The sequence below is a fragment of the Pseudomonas sp. Pseusp10 genome (assembly GCF_059492225.1).
In genome coordinates this window covers 5,173,018-5,190,251 of sequence record NZ_CP168528.1, presented here as the reverse complement: position 1 = coordinate 5,190,251, position 17,234 = coordinate 5,173,018, and the positions used below count along the sequence as shown (strand labels likewise).

Genomic DNA, 17,234 nt, shown 5'->3' with positions numbered 1-17,234 from the left:
GCAACCCTTGCCGCTATTGGCTGAACGCACCTTCTGACAAATGAGTTTCGATGCTGACTTCAGAGGTGGTCATCAGCTTGTGGATCGGGCAGCGATCGGCCACGCGGTGCAGTTCGTCGCGCTGGGCGTCGGTGAGTACGCCCTTGAGGGTCAGTTTGACGTGCAGCGCGTACTGGCCCTTCTGTTCCAGGCTGTTGTCGCGCTTGACCTCGACGCCGACACCGGTCAGCGGGATGTCCTTCTTCCTGGCATACAGCTTCAAGGTCAAGGCTTTGCAGGCACCCAGCGCGGCATCGAAATAATCGTGCGGCTCCGGCGCCGAGCCCTCTCCGCCAGCCGTGACGGGCACGTCGGCGAAGAGTTCATGGTCATCGATCTGGACGCTGTGGCGAAAGCCTTCGGCAGAAACGGTGTTGACAGTAACGGTCATGGGAAACCTCGCGGGCGACAGGAAATCTCATTCGATCAAAAAAGACCTTGAAGGTATAGAGCCATCGCGCTTGTCGGCGTTCCAATTTTCGAACTCACAAAAAAGCCCCGCAATGGCGGGGCTTCATGGTATCGATCCGGATCAGCTGCCTTTGACTTCCTTGCCGTTGACCGTACCGTTCAGGAGCATGATGTTGTACTCCTTGCCGTCGGTTTCGACCTGTTGCAGGCGGACCAGCAGGTAATCCCAGTCCTTGGCGAACCACATCACGGTGATGCGTTTGTTTTGTGTCGGGTCGCGCACACGTTCAACCTTGATCGCATCGATCTTGCCGGCCTTGGTGTCGACCTTTTCAGCGCCCAGCACGCGGAAGTCATAGGTATCGACTTCACTGCCGTCCACTACCTGATAGGTCATGCTTTTCTTGCCGATGGCAACGTCTTGCTGCAAGGCCAGCTGATAGCTGGATTTGTCGAGCATGCCACGGTTCAGTGGAACCTTCACTGCGTCACCGCGATCGGTGCCGGTGATCATTTTGGTGTTCCAGTCGAAGTCCAGATCCGACTTCTTGGCCTTGCCCAGGCCGCCACGTTCAAAGTGGTACGACTCTGGAAGAAGCGTGTCCTTGTCCAGTGTCAGGGTGCTTTCCTCGGACAGGCTGGCGATCATCATCGACGCCTTGAAACTCAGTTTCCATTTGCCGTCGCTGGTTTTTTCGAGGCTGCGCTCGGCAGTGCCACTCATGGGCAGCTGTTTCCAGTCGGCGGTGTAGCTGGCGGAGAAAGGTTGAAGGTCTGCCGCCTGGGCGAAGGGCAAGGCGAGCAGAGCGCAAGCGAAGAGCAGGGCGCGACGCATAAAATCTCCTAGTTTCGAATCAAGTGGCCGCTGGCCGCGAGTAACTGTCCATCCAGTAAAGCACCTTGCTCGCCGAGAGCCAGACGACCTTCGGCAAACCAGCGGACGGCCATCGGGTAGATCAGGTGTTCCTGAACATGGACCCGCTGCGCCAGACTCTCCGGCGAATCCTGTAACTCTACCGGTATTACAGCCTGTACGACCAGTGGTCCGCCATCGAGTTCCTCGGTGACGAAGTGCACGGAGCAGCCGTGCTCGGTGTCGCCAGCCTCCAGCGCGCGCTGATGAGTGTGTAGCCCTTTGTATTTGGGTAGCAGCGAGGGATGGATATTCAGCAGGCGACCCTGATAGTGGCGTACGAAGCCAGCGCTGAGAATGCGCATGAATCCGGCCAGTACCACGAGTTCGGGATTGAAGGCGTCGATCAGTTCGATCAGCGCGGCGTCGAAGGCCTCGCGACCTTCGAAAGCCTTGTGATCCAGGGTGCGGGTGTCGATACCCGCGTCCCTGGCACGTTGCAGGCCGTAGGCGTCGGCGCGGTTGGAAATCACCGCAGCGATGCGGACCGGGCTGTCGCCGGTCCGCGTGCTGTCGATCAGAGCCTGCAAGTTACTGCCGGTGCCGGACAACAGCACCACCACATCACAGGTCTTAGGCATCAGTGAGCCTTGAGGTTCTTCAGTTCAACCTGGGCTGCGCCTTCGGCAGCGGTGGAGATCTGGCCGATGACCCAAGGCTGCTCGCCCGCTTCGCGCAGAACGTTCAGGGCGGTTTCAACGTGCTCCTGAGCCACGCAGATGACCATGCCCACGCCGCAGTTCAGCACGCGGTGCATTTCGTTCTCGTCAACGTTGCCTTTCTCTTGCAGCCAGTCGAACACTGCCGGGCGGTTCCAGCTGGCCACGTCAACCACAGCCTGCGCGCCTTTTGGCAGAACGCGCGGGATGTTGTCCAGCAGGCCGCCACCGGTGATGTGGGCCATGGCTTTGACAGCGCCGGTTTCCTTGATCAGCTTGAGCAGCGGCTTCACGTAGATGCGGGTCGGGGCCATCAGCAGGTCGGTCAGCGGCTTGCCGTCGAGCTGGGTGTTTTCGATGTCGGCGCCGGACACTTCGATGATCTTGCGGATCAGCGAGTAGCCGTTGGAGTGCGGGCCGGAAGACGGCAGGGCGAGCAGGGCATCGCCGGCAGCGACCTTGGAGCCGTCGATGATTTCGGATTTTTCCACGACGCCGACGCAGAAGCCGGCCAGGTCGTAGTCTTCGCCTTCGTACATGCCCGGCATTTCAGCGGTTTCGCCGCCAACCAGCGAGCAGCCCGACAGTTCGCAGCCAGCGCCGATGCCGGTCACAACCTGGGCAGCGGTGTCGACGTTCAGTTTGCCGGTGGCGTAGTAGTCGAGGAAGAACAGCGGCTCGGCGCCACACACCACCAGGTCGTTGACGCACATGGCAACCAGGTCGATGCCGATGCTGTCGTGCTTGTTCAGGTTCAGTGCCAGGCGCAGCTTGGTGCCGACGCCGTCAGTACCGGAAACCAGCACAGGCTGCTTGTAGCCGGCCGGGATTTCGCAGAGGGCGCCAAAACCGCCCAGGCCGCCCATGACTTCCGGGCGCGCAGTGCGCTTGGCGACGCTCTTGATGCGTTCGACCAATGCTTCACCGGCGTCGATGTCTACACCGGCGTCCTTGTAGCTCAGGGAGGGTTGCTTGCTCATGATCCAGGCCTTTAGGGGGGGATTTCTGGGTAACGACCGAGTCCATCGGGACCGCCGAAACAGGCGAAGGCGAGGGCCGTGCACGAATTTCAGGGTACCCGGCTGTTGCCGGTCTGCGAAGGCGCGCGATTTTATCAGGCTTGAGCCGCAGCGGCCATCCTCAGGCCGACAGCAGGGCCATATCCGCTCAAAAAAACCATAAAAGCGCGGTGTCGGTGGCATCCTGCATGGCTGTATAAGGTATCGCGATTAACCGTCTATCGTTATGACAGTGCGAAAACTTACCTGGAACGTGTGAATGTTTTGCGTCGGGCAGTGGTCACAGCCTTGCTCGATCGTCTTCATGCGGTCTGTTTCAGCCGCTCTTGTCGTCAGGAATCTTCCATGCGTTTTTGTAAATTCTTGCTTGTGAGTTGTTTGTCAGTGGTCAGCCTGGTCAGTCATGCCGAAACTGTCAAAGGCCTTTATCAGGTGCGCGAACCAGTGAATGGCCAGTCGCCCGAGGAGCGCGATCAGGCGACTCAGCGTGCGCTGGACACATTGGTATTGCGCCTGACCGGCGACCCCAAGGCCGCTCAAAGTCCGGGGTTGGCAGCGATTCGCAAAGACCCGCAACAGATCATCAGCCAATACGGCTTTGATGCCGGGCCACCGGAAGTCCTGAAAGTCGATTTCGATCCGGGTACCACCGAGCAGGCCTTGCGCCGCGCCGGCCTGGCCATGTGGGGGCCCAATCGGCCGTCGATCCTCGGCTGGTGGTTGAATGATTCCACCGAGGGCTCCAGTCTGGTGGGCGACGGCCAGGCCAGCGCGGCGCCGCTGCGTCGGGCTGCCCAGCACCGTGGCTTGCCATTGCGCTTGCCATTGGCCGACCTGAACGAACAGATCGTCGCGACCGCGCCGAATCTGGAAGGCGCAGATCCCGCGCCTTTGCATGCTGCATCGGAACGCTACAACGCCGACGCCTTGCTCGCGGTACACGCCCAGGAAGAGGGCGGGCAATGGCAAGCCAAGTGGCGTCTGTGGCTGGGCGATCAGAAAGATGCCGGTACCGTGCAGGGCGCCGATCAGGCCGCCGTGGCCGATGCGGTGATGCTGGCGGTCAACGAGCGCCTGGCACCGCGGTTTGTCGCCAGACCCGGTGCGTCGAGCGAGCAATTGCTGGAAGTGCAAGGCATGAATCTTGAGCACTACGCGTCGCTTGGCCGTTTGCTGGAGCCATTTGGCGGGCGCGTACAACGTGTCGAGGGCGACCGGATTCTCTATCGGGTCAATGGCAGTGTCGATCAGCTGCGTGCACAGCTGTCGCTGGCCAGGCTCCAGGAAACACCGGCGGGTCAAGCACCGGCCCCGGCCGCGCCCGTTCAGCCCGCTTCCGACGGTTCGGTGCCTGCCGCAGCGCCGGCCCCAACCCCGCAACTGCGTTTTCGCTGGTAGTTTTTCTTTCTTTATATAGAAGCAATGGAGTGGTTCATGGCCGATACGCGGCGTTGGTTCTGGCTCGGTGGGGTGGTCCTGCTTTGTGCGTTTGTCTGGTTGTTGCATCCGATCCTGACGCCGTTTCTGGTGGCGCTGCTGTTGGCCTACCTTTTCGACCCGCTGGTGGATCGGCTGGAGAAGGCAGGCTTGTCCCGAACCTGGGGTGTCGTGGCGGTGTTTACCCTGTTTGCATTGATCCTCACCACGCTGCTGTTGGTATTGGTGCCGCTGCTCGCCAGGCAGTTGTTTCGTTTGTATGAGCTGGCCCCGCAGATGCTCGACTGGCTACAGCACACGGCGTTGCCCTGGGCGCAATCGAAGTTCGGCTTGTCGGAAGGTTTCTGGAAGTTCGACAAGCTCAAGGCCGCCATCAGCGAGCATATGAGTCAGACTTCCGATGTTGTCGGCGTGGTGCTGAGCCATGCGACTGCCTCGGGGCTGGCGTTGATTGGCTGGTTGGCGAATCTGGTGTTGATTCCGGTGGTGAGCTTTTATTTGTTACGGGATTGGGACTTGATGATGGCCAAGATCCGCAGCCTGCTACCCCGCGATCGTGAAGAGCGCGCGGTATTGCTGGCAGGTGAATGCCATGTAGTGCTCGGAGCGTTCATTCGCGGACAATTGCTGGTGATGGTGGCCTTGGGTGTGATCTACGCAGCAGGCCTGATGCTGGTCGGATTGGAGCTGGGCTTGTTGATTGGCCTGATTGCCGGTTTGGCGGCCATCGTGCCATACATGGGGTTTATCATCGGCATTGGCGCCGCGCTGATTGCGGGGTTGTTCCAGTTCGGCGGCGATCTTTACCCGATGCTCGGCATCGTCGCGGTGTTCATGGTCGGCCAGGCACTGGAGGGTATGGTGCTGACACCGTTGCTGGTCGGTGACCGGATTGGCCTGCACCCGGTGGCGGTGATTTTCTCGATTCTGGCCGGTGGTGAGCTGTTTGGCTTTACTGGCGTGCTACTGGCATTGCCAGTCGCGGCGGTGATCATGGTGTTGGTGCGCCATGTGCATGATTTGTATAAGGATTCTGAAGTTTACGGCGGTGTCGACGAACCGCAGCTGTAGGGGGGCGTCGATCGGCAATGGCAGGCTGCCCGGGTTCGTGCCAGGTCAGCCTGCTTGCTTCGCGCGACTGTCACATGCACCGCCAAAGAAACTGCCATAAAACCGGTGCATTAACGCAAACCTTTGATTTTGCTTGTGGTCTGTCGCATTGTGCGGCCCGGCTCACGGGTATAAACTTCGCAAACTTTACACAGAGGCCACTAACGGTTCCTTTGGAACTGTTCAGTCAGCATGAAACCGATTCAGCTGCCCCTAGGTGTGCGTCTGCGTGACGACGCCACCTTTATCAACTACTACCCAGGCGCCAATGCCGCTGCACTCGGCTATGTCGAGCGGCTGTGCGAAGCCGACGCCGGCTGGACCGAGAGCCTGATCTACCTTTGGGGCAAGGACGGGGTAGGGCGTACGCACCTGTTGCAGGCCGCCTGCCTGCGCTTCGAGCAATTGGGGGAGCCGGCGGTGTACCTGCCGTTGGCCGAGTTGCTGGATCGCGGTACCGAAATCCTCGACAACCTGGAACAGTACGAACTGGTCTGCCTGGATGATTTGCAAGTGGTTGCCGGGCGAGCGGACTGGGAAGAGGCGCTGTTTCATCTGTTCAATCGCTTGCGCGACAGCGGCCGACGTTTGCTGATTGCCGCCTCGACATCCCCGCGCGAGTTGCCGGTGAAGCTGGCGGATCTCAAATCCCGCCTGACCCTGGCCTTGATCTTTCAGATGCGCCCGTTGTCCGATGAGGACAAGTTGCGTGCGCTGCAATTGCGCGCATCCCGTCGCGGGCTGCATCTGACCGACGAAGTCGGGCATTTCATTTTGACTCGCGGCACCCGCAGCATGAGTGCGCTTTTCGAGCTGCTCGAGCGTCTCGATCAGGCCTCCCTCCAGGCTCAGCGCAAGCTGACAATCCCGTTTTTGAAAGAAACCCTCGGCTGGTAAACCCGCTGAAGCCGGGGCCTTTAGCGAGTTCGGCATATCTCAGGCGCCAGAAACCCCGCTTTCCTGCAAGGTTGCAGGCTGCGCGTATGTTTAAAATGGGCTTAAGCGCTTAGATGTAAACGAGAAACGGATAAGTCACAAAAAGATCGATTGAATTTGCAAATGAGGTTGATAGCGGGCATAGTCTCGGCTTCTTTACAACTTTCAGCCACGGTCGTGCCCATGCTAAATCGCTTCGCACCCCTCGTGCCTCTCGCACTCGTTACCCTGTTGTTCGGTTGCGCTGCCCACACTCCGGTGTCCCAGCAAGAGCAGCAACAGCAGGTCAAGAATTCTGCAACTGCCCAGTCTTCCGCTCTTTACCAGGACGCTTTTTACCAGGAAGAGAAGGCTACCGAAAATGAGCTCGCAGACTTCGCTGGTGGCAAGTCCTACCAGCTTCCGGTCCTGGCCGACAGCATCCTCGAACGCGGCATGTCCCTGATCGGTACCCGTTACCGTTTCGGCGGTACTTCCGAAGCCGGCTTCGATTGCAGCGGTTTCATCGGCTACCTGTTCCGCGAAGAAGCGGGCATGAACCTGCCACGCTCCACCCGCGAAATGATCAACGTGGACGCTCCGCTGGTCTCGCGCAGCAAGCTTGAGCCGGGCGATCTGCTGTTCTTCGCAACCAACGGCCGTCGCGGTCGCGTCAGTCACGCCGGGATCTACCTGGGTGACAACCAGTTCATCCACTCCAGCAGCCGCCGCAGCGGTGGTGTGCGGATCGATAGCTTGGGTGACAGCTACTGGAGCAAGACCTTCATCGAAGCCAAGCGCGCCCTGGCGATGGCACCTAACGCGTCGCCAATCGTCACTGCTCGTAAATAAGCAGACAATTTGTAGGGCGAACTTAAAGTCTTACTTGAAGTTTGTCGCGTAGCCGCTAAAATCTTGATCTACAAATGATGGCAAACCGCCTGCGTCCCACGCAGGCGGTTTTCTTTTCTGCGCTCCCCGCAGAAAAAGCCGCAGCCAGATCAGGATGTTCTGCTTATGACGACGTCGGCCCGCCTCGCAATCATGTTCTTCGCAGCGCTGCTCAGTGCCTGCGCCAGCCGCACACCGCCTCCTGCACCGGTGGTTCGCGCCCCCATCGTATTTGGTTCCTCGCAAGCGTTTTCGCCCGAAGCGGAAGACGTGCTGTTTCGCGCGCTTGGTCTGGTGGGTACACCTTATCGCTGGGGTGGCAATACGCCGGATTCCGGATTTGATTGCAGCGGCCTGATCGCCTACGTGTATCGCGATGTCGCCGGTATTTCCTTGCCGCGCACCACTCGCGAGATGATCTCCATGCAGGCGGCGAGCGTGGGCAAGGACGGCCTGCAAACCGGTGACCTGATTTTCTTCGCCACCAATGGCGGCTCCCAGGTCAGTCATGCCGGCATCTACGTGGGAGAAGGCCGTTTCGTCCACGCGCCGGCCACCGGCGGCACCGTGAAGCTCGACAGCTTGTCCAAGGCGTATTGGCAAAAAGCTTATCTGAGCGCCAAGCGTGTTCTGCAGCCTGAACATCTGGCGCGCAATCCGTAACTTCCGGAGCTGGTGGTCATGACTGCTCGCACGCTGAATCTCGACGACGCCCTGTACCAATACCTGCTCGATGTTTCCCTGCGCGAAACGCCATTGCTCAAGCGCTTGCGCGATGAGACCCAGGCGCTGCCGATGGCGCGTTGGCAGGTGGCGCCGGAGCAGGGGCAGTTTCTCGCCTTGCTGGTGAAACTGACGGGGGCCAGGCGCTTGCTCGAAGTCGGCACCTTCACCGGTTACAGCTCCCTATGCATGGCGGCGGCATTGCCCGCTGACGGTTCGCTGATTTGCTGTGATATCCCCGGCGACTACAACGCCACCGCGCGGCGGTACTGGCAGGAAGCGGGGCTCACCGGGCGGATCGACCTGCGACTGGCGCCGGCACTGGAAACCCTGGTCGAGCTTGAGCGACAAGGGCAGGGCGAGTCGTTCGACCTGGTGTTCATCGACGCCGACAAGGCCAACTACCCGGGTTATCTGGAACACGCCCTGCGATTGCTGCGCACCGGTGGGCTGGCGGTGTTCGATAACACGCTGTGGAGCGGGCGGGTGCTTGAGGCCAGTCCCGAGAGCGCGGACACCCGGGCGATCCAGGCGCTCAACCGGGCCTTGAAAGACGATGCGCGGGTGGATCTGTCGTTGTTGCCTATAGGCGATGGATTGACGCTCTGCCGCAAGCGCTGACCCCCTGTAGGAGCGAGCTTGCTCGCGATGGCGGTTGGTCAGGCAACATCAAAGTGAATGTGCCGACCTCATCGCGAGCAGGCTCGCTCCCACAAGAAATGTATTGCCGTTACCTGGCAGCCGAAACCCGCCACACCTTGTTCCCCACATCATCGGCCACCAGCAGGTCGCCTTGCTGGTCGATCACCACGCCTACCGGGCGACCCATCGCTTGTTCCTTGTCGTTGAGGAAGCCGGTGAGCACGTCAACCGGTTTTCCCGCAGGTTTGCCGGTGCTGAACGGCACGAAAATCACTTTGTAGCCACTGTGGGGTTTGCGGTTCCACGAGCCGTGCTGACCGATGAATGCCCCTTGCGTGAAAGGCGCCGGCAGCTTGCTGTTTTCGGCGAAGGTCAGGCCCAGGGATGCCGTGTGCGGGCCGAGCGCGTAGTCCGGGGCAATGGCCTTGGCCACCAGGTCCGGGTTTTGCGGCTCGACGCGAATGTCGACATGCTGCCCGTAGTAACTGAACGGCCAGCCATAGAACCCGCCGTCCTTCACTGAGGTGATGTAGTCCGGTACCAGATCGCTGCCGATTTCGTCCCGTTCGTTGACCGCGGTCCACAGCGCGCCACTGTGCGGTTCCCAGGCCATGCCGTTGGGGTTGCGCAGGCCGGAGGCGAAGATGCGGTGCTGGCCGGTGACACGATCCACTTCCCAGATCGCTGCGCGACCTTCTTCCTTGTCCATGCCGTTTTCGGCGACGTTGCTGTTGGAGCCCACGGTGACGTAGAGCTTGCTGCCGTCCTTGCTGGCAATGACGTTTTTGGTCCAGTGGTGATTCAGCGGGCCGCCGGGCAAATCGACCACTTTGACGGGTTGCGACTTGATCGCCGTTTCGCCGGTTTCATAGTGGAATCGCAACAAGCGATCAGTATCGGCAACGTACAGATCTTTGCCGACCAATGTCATGCCAAACGGCGAGTTGAGGTTTTGCAGAAACACGGTTCGAGTTTCCGCGATGCCGTCGTGATCCTTGTCCCGTAGCAACGTGATGCGGTTCGGGCTGGGCACGGTAGAGCCGGCACGCCCCATGACTTTCTTCATGACCCAGCCGCGAATGCCATTGCCGTCTTCGGGTTTGGGTGGTGCGGCGGTTTCCGCCACCAGCACATCGCCATTGGGCAGCACATAAAGCCAGCGCGGGTGATCCAGGTGTTCGGCAAAAGCGGCCACTTGGGTGCCATTGGCGGCGATGGGCTTTGCACCCTCCGGCCAGCCAATGGCAGGTGCAATGTTCACGGTCGGAACCAGGGTCTTGTTGGGTTCTGGTAGTTGAGGTGACGGGCCGGTGCCGTCGGAGACTTGCAGCCTGGAGGTCTCGCCACAAGCGGCGAGCCCTCCGCAGAGCGCGATAACGAGAACGAGCGGGGGCGTGTGCATGCTGGTGTTCCCTATGAATGCCTTGTTCTAATCATAGAGAAGCGTTGTCGTCCGATGGTTCAACCCCTCAACCGCGAGCCTCCTTGAACAGCACGGCAATGCCGGGGTGATAGTTGCCGGCTTCGTTGCGCAACTTGCGATAGGCGTAAGGGAAATACCAGGCGACAGCGCAGGTGTGTTCCTTTTGCAGGTCGTCGACCATGTCCTGGAGTTCTTCCGGCGTGGCGCCTTGCTGGGCTTTTTGCGGGGCGACGAACAGGCAGCCGAGCTTCAGGTCGCTGGCATGGCTCACTCGCTTTGCGTCGCTGGCGATGTCGAGCAGGGCCTGGTTCAGATTCAGGCTGTTGACCCGTGGCCAGCGCTGGCTGGTCTGGATGTAGGCGCGGGTCTCGGCTGAGGCGAGGAACAGATCGGCGCGGCTGTTGCGTTCGCCTTCTTCGGTCTGTTTACGGGTTGGCGTCTGTTGCAGCGTGACCATCTCGGCCATCCAGGCGGCGGCAGACAGCAGTCCGAGATTGGCTTTTTCGTCGTGCCAGTACGGTGTGTCGCCATCACCGCGGACGGCGTTATAGCGGTCGATGCATTCGAACCAGCGCTCGAGCACCGGGCGCAGGAATTCCAGCTTTGGATTGCTGATGATCATGCCTTGCATGGGCTCACCCTTGTTGTTGTGTTATGGGGTTGTGGCTCTTTGATATCATTGCTGGGAGTGTGGCACAAGATTGACGTCAGTTTATTGATTGGCAGCAGTTATTCGGCAGGTGGCCTCCCGGCTTTAATTGACGCTCCACCCCCAACCCTCTAACCTTCGCGGCTTGTTTCAGGTGCTCTGTGGCTTGGGTCGACAGAGTGAAACAGGGAAGCCGGTGAGTGAGTTCTTCTGTTGGTCGAAGGCCCGCAATTCCGGCGCTGCCCCCGCAACGGTAAATGAGTGAAAACTGTGTCTGGTGCCACTGTGTCGATTCGATGCGGGAAGGCGCACAGTCTGGCCCTGCGCCACTCATGAGCCCGGAGACCGGCCTGATTCATCCAGCGGCATCACGGTGGGCGATGCCAGGCTTTTTGCCTTCTATTGTTGTGCCTGCCCGCCGTTATTCCAGCCTCAACGGAGAGCTCCCCCATGACTGATACCCCCGATCGTGACGAACGCCATCTGGCGCGCATGCAGCGCAAAAAAGCCGTGATCGACGAGCGCATCGCCAATTCCCCGAACGAGTGCGGCCTGTTGCTGGTGCTGACCGGCAACGGCAAAGGCAAGAGCAGTTCGGCCTTCGGCATGCTCGCCCGCGCCTTGGGGCACGGCATGCAATGTGGCGTGGTGCAGTTCATCAAGGGCCGCAGCAGCACGGGCGAAGAGTTGTTCTTCCGACGCTTTCCCGAGCAGGTGCGCTTTCACGTGATGGGCGAAGGCTTTACCTGGGAAACCCAGGATCGTCAGCGCGACATCGCCGCCGCCGAAGCCGCCTGGGCGGTGTCGCAGGAACTGCTGCGTGATCCGTCCATCGGTCTGGTGGTGCTCGATGAGCTCAACATCGCCCTCAAGCACGGCTACCTCGATCTCGATCAGGTGCTCAGCGACCTGCAGTCCCGGCCACCGATGCAACACGTGGTGGTCACCGGTCGTGCCGCCAAACCGGAAATGATCGAGATGGCCGACACTGTCACCGAAATGGGCATGATCAAACACGCCTTCCAGGCCGGGATCAAAGCGCAGAAAGGCGTCGAGCTGTGAACACGCCTCGTCATTGCCCGGCGGTACTGATTGCCGCGCCGGCCTCCGGCCAGGGCAAGACCACCGTCACCGCCGCGTTGGCCCGATTGCATCGCAATCAGGGGCGCAAGGTTCGCGTATTCAAGTGCGGTCCGGACTTTCTCGATCCAATGATCCTCGAGCGCGCCAGCGGTGCGCCGGTGTATCAACTGGACATGTGGATGGTCGGCGAGCAGGAGAGTCGTCGACTGTTGTGGGAAGCCGCCGCTGAAGCCGACCTGATCCTGATCGAAGGTGTCATGGGGCTGTTCGACGGTACGCCGTCGAGCGCCGATCTGGCGCGGCATTTCGGTGTCCCGGTATTGGGCGTGATCGATGGCACCGCCATGGCCCAGACTTTTGGCGCATTGGCCCTGGGGCTCGCGCGTTATCAGCCGGACTTGCCGTTCGCCGGCGTGCTGGCCAATCGTGTCGGCACGCTGCGCCACGCGCAACTGCTCGAAGGCAGCCTGACGGAAGGTTTGCGCTGGTACGGCGCGCTGTCCCGGGAAACCGGGATCGAATTGCCGAGCCGACACCTTGGGCTGGTGCAGGCCAGTGAGTTGAACGATCTCGACCTGCGCCTCGATGCGGCGGCCGATGCCCTGGCCAGCAGTTGCGAGGTCGCGCTGCCACCGGCGGTCGAGTTCGCCGCCCCCGATGCCATCGCAGTCGAACCGCTGCTGGCCGGTGTGCGCATTGCCGTCGCCCGTGATGAAGCCTTTGCTTTCACCTACGGCGCGAGCCTGGATTTGCTGCGGGCAATGGGCGCCGAGTTGTCGTTCTTCTCGCCGATCCGCGACCGTGCGTTGCCGGAGGCGGACAGCCTGTATCTGCCGGGTGGTTACCCGGAACTGCACCATGTTGCACTGGCGCAAAATACCGCGATGCTCGACGCGATCCGCGCGCACCACGCCGCCGGCAAACCGTTGCTCGCCGAGTGTGGCGGCATGCTGTATCTGCTCGATTCCCTGACCGATGTCGAGGGCATTCGCGCCGAACTGGTTGGCTTGCTGACCGGTGATGCGGTCATGCAAAAGCGTCTGGCAGCGCTGGCGTTGCAAGCGGTGGAGTTGCCGGAAGGTTCGCTGCGCGGGCACACCTATCACCATTCGCTGACCACCACCGAACTGGCACCGATTGCCCGTGGCTTGAGCCCTAACGGCGGGCGCGGAGCGGAGGCGGTTTACCGTGAAGGGCGGATGACCGCTTCTTACGTGCACTTTTATTTTCCGTCCAACCCCTCGGCGATTGCCGCATTGTTTGCGCCAGACCAAAACCCTGTGGGAGCGGGCTTGCCCGCGAAGAGGCCATGACCGACAACGCATTCTCCGAAGTCGAGCGCGCAGCGGTCTATCGCGCCATCGCCGAGCGCCGCGACATGCGCCACTTCAGCGGCGGCACCGTCGAGCCCGAATTGCTCCGGCGTCTGCTCGAGGCTGCACACCAGGCGCCCAGTGTCGGCCTGATGCAACCCTGGCGCTTCATCCGCATCAGTGATCGCGCTTTGCGCGGGCAAATCCAGGCCCTGGTGGAAGAAGAACGCGTCCGTACTGCCGAAGCCCTCGGCGAGCGCAGCGATGAGTTCATGAAGCTCAAGGTGGAAGGCATCCACGATTGCGCCGAGGTACTGGTCGCCGCACTGATGGACGACCGTGAACGGCATATCTTCGGCCGCCGCACCTTGCCGGAAATGGACATGGCTTCGCTGTCCTGTGCGATCCAGAACCTGTGGCTGGCGTCCCGCGCGGAAGGGCTGGGCATGGGCTGGGTGTCGCTGTTCGAGCCGCAAGCCCTGGCCGATTTGTTGAAGTTGCCGCCGGGAGCCAAACCGCTGGCGGTGCTGTGCCTGGGGCCGGTCAAGGAATTCTATCCGGCGCCGATGCTGGTGCTCGAAGGCTGGGTGCAGGCGCGTCCACTGCATGAATTGCTGTATGAAAACTATTGGGGAGTGAGTCAATGAGTGTGGCGTTGTTGAGTGTCGCCGCGGTGGCGCTGGATGCGCTGCTGGGCGAACCCAAACGCTGGCATCCGCTGGTGGCGTTCGGCCGCTTTGCCGACCGCATCGAGCAACGTTTCAATGGCGACGGTCGCGGCTGGCGCAGCCATGGCGTCACCGCGTGGGTGATTGCCGTGTTGCCGCTGACGCTATTGGTCACGGCATTTTCCTGGGCACCTTATATCGGCTGGATCGTCGAGATTCTCGCGCTCTATTGCGCCCTCGGCATGCGTAGCCTCGGTGAACATGTCACGCCTGTAGCCAAGGCCTTGCGCGGCGATGATCTTGATGAAGCGCGCAAACGCGTGAGTTATCTGGTCAGTCGTAAAACCAGTGATCTGGATAAAACCGAAGTCGCCCGTGCCGCCACCGAGTCGGTACTGGAAAATGGCAGCGACGCGGTGTTCGCGGCGTTGTTCTGGTTTGCCGTGGCCGGTGCGCCGGGCGTGGTGCTCTACCGCCTGAGCAATACGCTGGATGCTATGTGGGGCTATCGCAATGAGCGCTTCGAACGGTTCGGCTGGGCGGCGGCGAAGGTCGACGACGTGCTCAATTACATTCCTGCGCGTCTGGTGGCACTGACCTACGCGCTGTTGGGCAAAACCCGGCTGGCGTTGAAATGCTGGCGCACCCAGGGCCCGACCTGGGACAGCCCGAACGCTGGTCCGGTGATGGCGGCAGGGGCGGGAGCCCTCGGCGTCGAACTGGGCGGGGCGGCGATTTATCACGGCGAACTGCATCAGCGTCCGCAGTTGGGCGAAGGCGTGCCGGCGGATGCCGACTCCATTGACCGGGGCTGGCAATTGGTCCAGCGCGGGGTATGGTTGTGGTTGCTGATTCTCTGCCTGGGGGCCGAATTTTATGCTTGAGCACGGTGGGCGACTGCGCAAGGCCGCGCTCGAATACGGCATAGATGAAGCCGACTGGCTGGACCTGTCCACGGGTCTTGCGCCCTGGCCGTTCCCGGTGCCGGAAGTTCCGCTGCGGGCTTGGGCCCGTTTGCCGGAGGCTGACGACGGTCTGGAGCAGGCCGCCTGTGATTACTACGGCACCTTGCAGGCATTGCCGGTGGCCGGCTCGCAAATGGCGATTCAACTGCTGCCGCGATTGCGTCGGGCGGGCAAGGTCGGCGTGTTGTCGCCGTGTTATGCCGAGCACGCCGAAGCGTGGCGTCGCAACGGCTACATCGTGCGTGAAGTGCTGGAGCATGAAGTCGACTTCTTTATCGACAGTTTCGATGTGCTGGTGGTGGTCAATCCGAATAACCCCACGGGCCTGAGCCTGACCCCCAGTCGCTTGCTCGACTGGCACGCGCGGCTGGCCCAGCGCGGTGGCTGGCTGGTCGTGGACGAAGCGTTTATGGATAACACGCCACAACTGAGCCTGGCTCCGTTTGCCCATCAAGTCGGGCTGATTGTTTTGCGCTCGTTCGGCAAGTTTTTCGGCCTGGCCGGTGTGCGCCTGGGGTTTGTGCTGGCCGAGCGCAAGTTGCTCAAGCTGCTGGCTGAACAAGTGGGGCCGTGGGCTGTGAGCGGGGCAACCCGGGTAGTGGGCCAGGCCTGTCTGCGCGATACCGAAGGGCAGACGCGGCAACGAGTGCGCGCCGAAGCGGCCAGCGAGCGCCTGGCGTCGTTGCTGGAGCAACACGGGTTCCAGCCGCAGGGCGGTTGTGCGCTGTTCCAGTGGCTGATCACCGAGCGCGCCGAAGAATTGCATGAGTTCATGGCCCGGCGCGGCATTCTCCTGCGGTTGTTCACGCACAACAGCAGCCTGCGATTCGGCTTGCCGGGTGATGAAATCGCCTGGGTGCGACTGGCGCAGGCGTTCGATGAATTCGCCAAGGAAAACCAATGACCACGCTGATGGTGCAGGGCACCACATCGGATGCCGGTAAAAGTACGCTGGTGACCGCGCTGTGCCGCTGGGTCACACGTCAGGGCGTAGGGGTGGTGCCGTTCAAGCCACAGAACATGGCCCTCAACAGTGCGGTGACCGCCGACGGTGGCGAGATTGGCCGCGCCCAGGCGGTACAGGCCCAGGCCGCGCACCTCGAACCGCACACCGACATGAACCCGGTATTGCTCAAGCCCAACAGTGACACCGGTGCTCAGGTGATCATCCATGGCCGCGCCGTCACGACCATGAACGCCGTCGCCTATCACGACTACAAAACCATCGCCATGCAAGCGGTGCTGGCCTCCCACGAGCGCTTGAGCGCGGCGTATCCGCTGGTGATGGTCGAGGGTGCGGGCTCGCCGGCGGAAATCAATTTGCGCGCCGGCGATATCGCCAACATGGGCTTTGCCGAAGTGGTGGATTGCCCGGTGGTGCTGATCGCCGATATCAATCGCGGCGGGGTTTTCGCCCATCTGGTGGGCACCCTCGAACTGCTGTCGCCGAGCGAACAGGCGCGGGTCAAAGGGTTCGTCATCAATCGTTTTCGTGGCGACATCGCGTTGCTGCAACCCGGTCTCGACTGGCTCGAAGAGCGCACCGGCAAACCGGTGATCGGCGTGCTGCCGTACGTGATGGACCTGCACCTGGAGGCCGAGGACGGCATCGATCAACGCCAGACCGATAAAGCCGAACAGGTGCTGAGGGTGGTGGTGCCGGTGCTGCCGCGCATCAGCAATCACACCGATTTCGATCCGCTGCGCCTGCATCCGCAAGTGGATCTGCAATTCATCGGCCCCGGCCAGGCGATTCCGCCCGCCGACCTGATCATTCTTCCTGGCTCGAAAAGTGTGCGCAGCGACCTCGCGTACCTGCGCGCCAGCGGCTGGGAAACCGCCATCGCCCGGCATCTGCGTTATGGCGGAAAACTGCTGGGGATCTGTGGTGGCCTGCAGATGCTCGGCGAGCAGGTGCATGACCCCCTGGGCCTCGAAGGTGCACCGGGTTCCAGCGCCGGTCTGGGTCTGCTGGCGTTCCAGACCCAACTCGAACAAGAGAAGCAACTGCGCAATGTGCGTGGTCGCCTGGCGCTGGAGGATGCGCCGGTATCAGGCTATGAAATTCATGCTGGCGTGACCTCCGGGCCGGCGCTGGAAAACGCCGCCGTGCAACTGGATGACGGCCGCTGTGATGGTGCGCAAAGTGCTGACGGGCAGATTTTCGGCACCTACCTGCACGGCCTGTTCGAATCGCCGGCGGCGTGCAGTGCGCTGTTGCGCTGGGCCGGTTTGCAGGATGTACAGGACGTGGATTACCACGCCTTGCGCGAGCGTGATATCGAGCGGCTGGCGGATCTGGTGGAGAAGCATTTGGATACCGGGCTGTTGCGGCAACTCTGTGGGGTATGAGGTGACTGTCATGGCCCCTTCG

At 61.3% G+C, this 17,234-nt stretch carries 18 protein-coding genes and 1 riboswitch; of the genes, 12 read left to right on the top strand and 6 right to left on the bottom strand.

Annotated elements, in window-relative coordinates; genetic code table 11:
* Positions 1–13: 13 nt before the first annotated feature.
* The 4 genes from ACEN8Z_RS23635 to purM form a co-directional block, all read right to left on the bottom strand.
* Positions 14–430, bottom strand: coding sequence for an OsmC family protein (locus ACEN8Z_RS23635; protein ID WP_008049704.1), 417 nt, complete (start codon positions 428–430; stop codon positions 14–16).
* 141 nt (positions 431–571) lie between these two features.
* On the bottom strand, positions 572–1,285 hold the full coding sequence (locus ACEN8Z_RS23630) for a DUF3108 domain-containing protein (protein ID WP_442098058.1): 714 nt from the start codon (positions 1,283–1,285) through the stop codon (positions 572–574).
* 8 nt (positions 1,286–1,293) lie between these two features.
* The gene (gene purN / locus ACEN8Z_RS23625; RefSeq protein WP_116263219.1) at positions 1,294–1,944 is read right to left on the bottom strand and encodes a phosphoribosylglycinamide formyltransferase; all 651 of its coding nucleotides are present in this window, start codon (positions 1,942–1,944) and stop codon (positions 1,294–1,296) included.
* Complete coding sequence (purM, locus tag ACEN8Z_RS23620) at positions 1,944–3,002, bottom strand: phosphoribosylformylglycinamidine cyclo-ligase (RefSeq protein ID WP_007984558.1); 1,059 nt, start codon at positions 3,000–3,002, stop codon at positions 1,944–1,946. The genes purN and purM overlap by 1 nt, the downstream gene beginning before the upstream one ends.
* Before the next feature lie 384 nt (positions 3,003–3,386).
* On the opposite strand from purM, the gene ACEN8Z_RS23615 reads away from it, so the two are divergent.
* The 6 genes from ACEN8Z_RS23615 (at position 3,387) to ACEN8Z_RS23590 (ending at position 8,738) form a co-directional block, all read left to right on the top strand.
* A complete protein-coding gene (locus ACEN8Z_RS23615) occupies positions 3,387–4,439 on the top strand; it encodes a DUF2066 domain-containing protein (RefSeq protein ID WP_495595851.1) in 1,053 nt (350 codons plus the stop codon).
* A 36-nt stretch (positions 4,440–4,475) separates the two neighbouring features.
* A complete protein-coding gene (locus tag ACEN8Z_RS23610; RefSeq protein ID WP_007998106.1) occupies positions 4,476–5,549 on the top strand; it encodes an AI-2E family transporter in 1,074 nt (357 codons plus the stop codon).
* 231 nt (positions 5,550–5,780) lie between these two features.
* Positions 5,781–6,485 carry a DnaA regulatory inactivator Hda gene (hda, locus tag ACEN8Z_RS23605; protein WP_007998108.1) on the top strand — a complete coding sequence of 235 codons (705 nt, stop codon included), beginning with the start codon at positions 5,781–5,783 and terminating at the stop codon, positions 6,483–6,485.
* A gap of 222 nt (positions 6,486–6,707) precedes the next feature.
* The gene (locus tag ACEN8Z_RS23600; RefSeq protein WP_108231357.1) at positions 6,708–7,355 is read left to right on the top strand and encodes an NlpC/P60 family protein; all 648 of its coding nucleotides are present in this window, start codon (positions 6,708–6,710) and stop codon (positions 7,353–7,355) included.
* 165 nt (positions 7,356–7,520) lie between these two features.
* Positions 7,521–8,057: a C40 family peptidase gene (locus tag ACEN8Z_RS23595; protein WP_495595850.1), complete on the top strand. Its 537-nt coding sequence runs from the start codon at positions 7,521–7,523 to the stop codon at positions 8,055–8,057.
* An 18-nt stretch (positions 8,058–8,075) separates the two neighbouring features.
* A complete protein-coding gene (locus tag ACEN8Z_RS23590; RefSeq protein WP_495595849.1) occupies positions 8,076–8,738 on the top strand; it encodes an O-methyltransferase in 663 nt (220 codons plus the stop codon).
* A 109-nt stretch (positions 8,739–8,847) separates the two neighbouring features.
* On the opposite strand, the gene ACEN8Z_RS23585 is transcribed toward ACEN8Z_RS23590, so the two are convergent.
* Entirely contained in the window at positions 8,848–10,161 is a 1,314-nt protein-coding gene (locus ACEN8Z_RS23585; RefSeq protein ID WP_495595848.1) for a PQQ-dependent sugar dehydrogenase, read from the bottom strand.
* 67 nt (positions 10,162–10,228) lie between these two features.
* Entirely contained in the window at positions 10,229–10,813 is a 585-nt protein-coding gene (locus tag ACEN8Z_RS23580) for a hypothetical protein (RefSeq protein WP_495595847.1), read from the bottom strand.
* A 153-nt stretch (positions 10,814–10,966) separates the two neighbouring features.
* Positions 10,967–11,199, top strand: a riboswitch (cobalamin riboswitch).
* 82 nt (positions 11,200–11,281) lie between these two features.
* Between ACEN8Z_RS23580 and cobO the strand changes: the two genes are divergently transcribed.
* The 6 genes from cobO to ACEN8Z_RS23550 are packed head-to-tail and all read left to right on the top strand — an operon-like array spanning position 11,282 to position 17,212.
* Positions 11,282–11,893 (top strand): cob(I)yrinic acid a,c-diamide adenosyltransferase, encoded by a 612-nt coding sequence (cobO, locus tag ACEN8Z_RS23575; RefSeq protein WP_008001272.1) that lies wholly within the window; start codon positions 11,282–11,284, stop codon positions 11,891–11,893.
* Positions 11,890–13,227, top strand: coding sequence for a cobyrinic acid a,c-diamide synthase CobB (locus ACEN8Z_RS23570; RefSeq protein ID WP_495595846.1), 1,338 nt, complete (start codon positions 11,890–11,892; stop codon positions 13,225–13,227). The genes cobO and ACEN8Z_RS23570 overlap by 4 nt, the downstream gene beginning before the upstream one ends.
* The gene (bluB, locus tag ACEN8Z_RS23565; RefSeq protein ID WP_495595845.1) at positions 13,224–13,874 is read left to right on the top strand and encodes a 5,6-dimethylbenzimidazole synthase; all 651 of its coding nucleotides are present in this window, start codon (positions 13,224–13,226) and stop codon (positions 13,872–13,874) included. Before ACEN8Z_RS23570 ends, bluB begins: the two co-directional genes overlap by 4 nt.
* Positions 13,871–14,779 carry an adenosylcobinamide-phosphate synthase CbiB gene (gene cbiB, locus ACEN8Z_RS23560; RefSeq protein WP_442098070.1) on the top strand — a complete coding sequence of 303 codons (909 nt, stop codon included), beginning with the start codon at positions 13,871–13,873 and terminating at the stop codon, positions 14,777–14,779. Before bluB ends, cbiB begins: the two co-directional genes overlap by 4 nt.
* A complete protein-coding gene (gene cobD / locus ACEN8Z_RS23555; protein ID WP_495595844.1) occupies positions 14,772–15,764 on the top strand; it encodes a threonine-phosphate decarboxylase CobD in 993 nt (330 codons plus the stop codon). The genes cbiB and cobD overlap by 8 nt, the downstream gene beginning before the upstream one ends.
* Entirely contained in the window at positions 15,761–17,212 is a 1,452-nt protein-coding gene (locus tag ACEN8Z_RS23550) for a cobyric acid synthase (protein WP_495595843.1), read from the top strand. Before cobD ends, ACEN8Z_RS23550 begins: the two co-directional genes overlap by 4 nt.
* Positions 17,213–17,234: the final 22 nt, after the last annotated feature.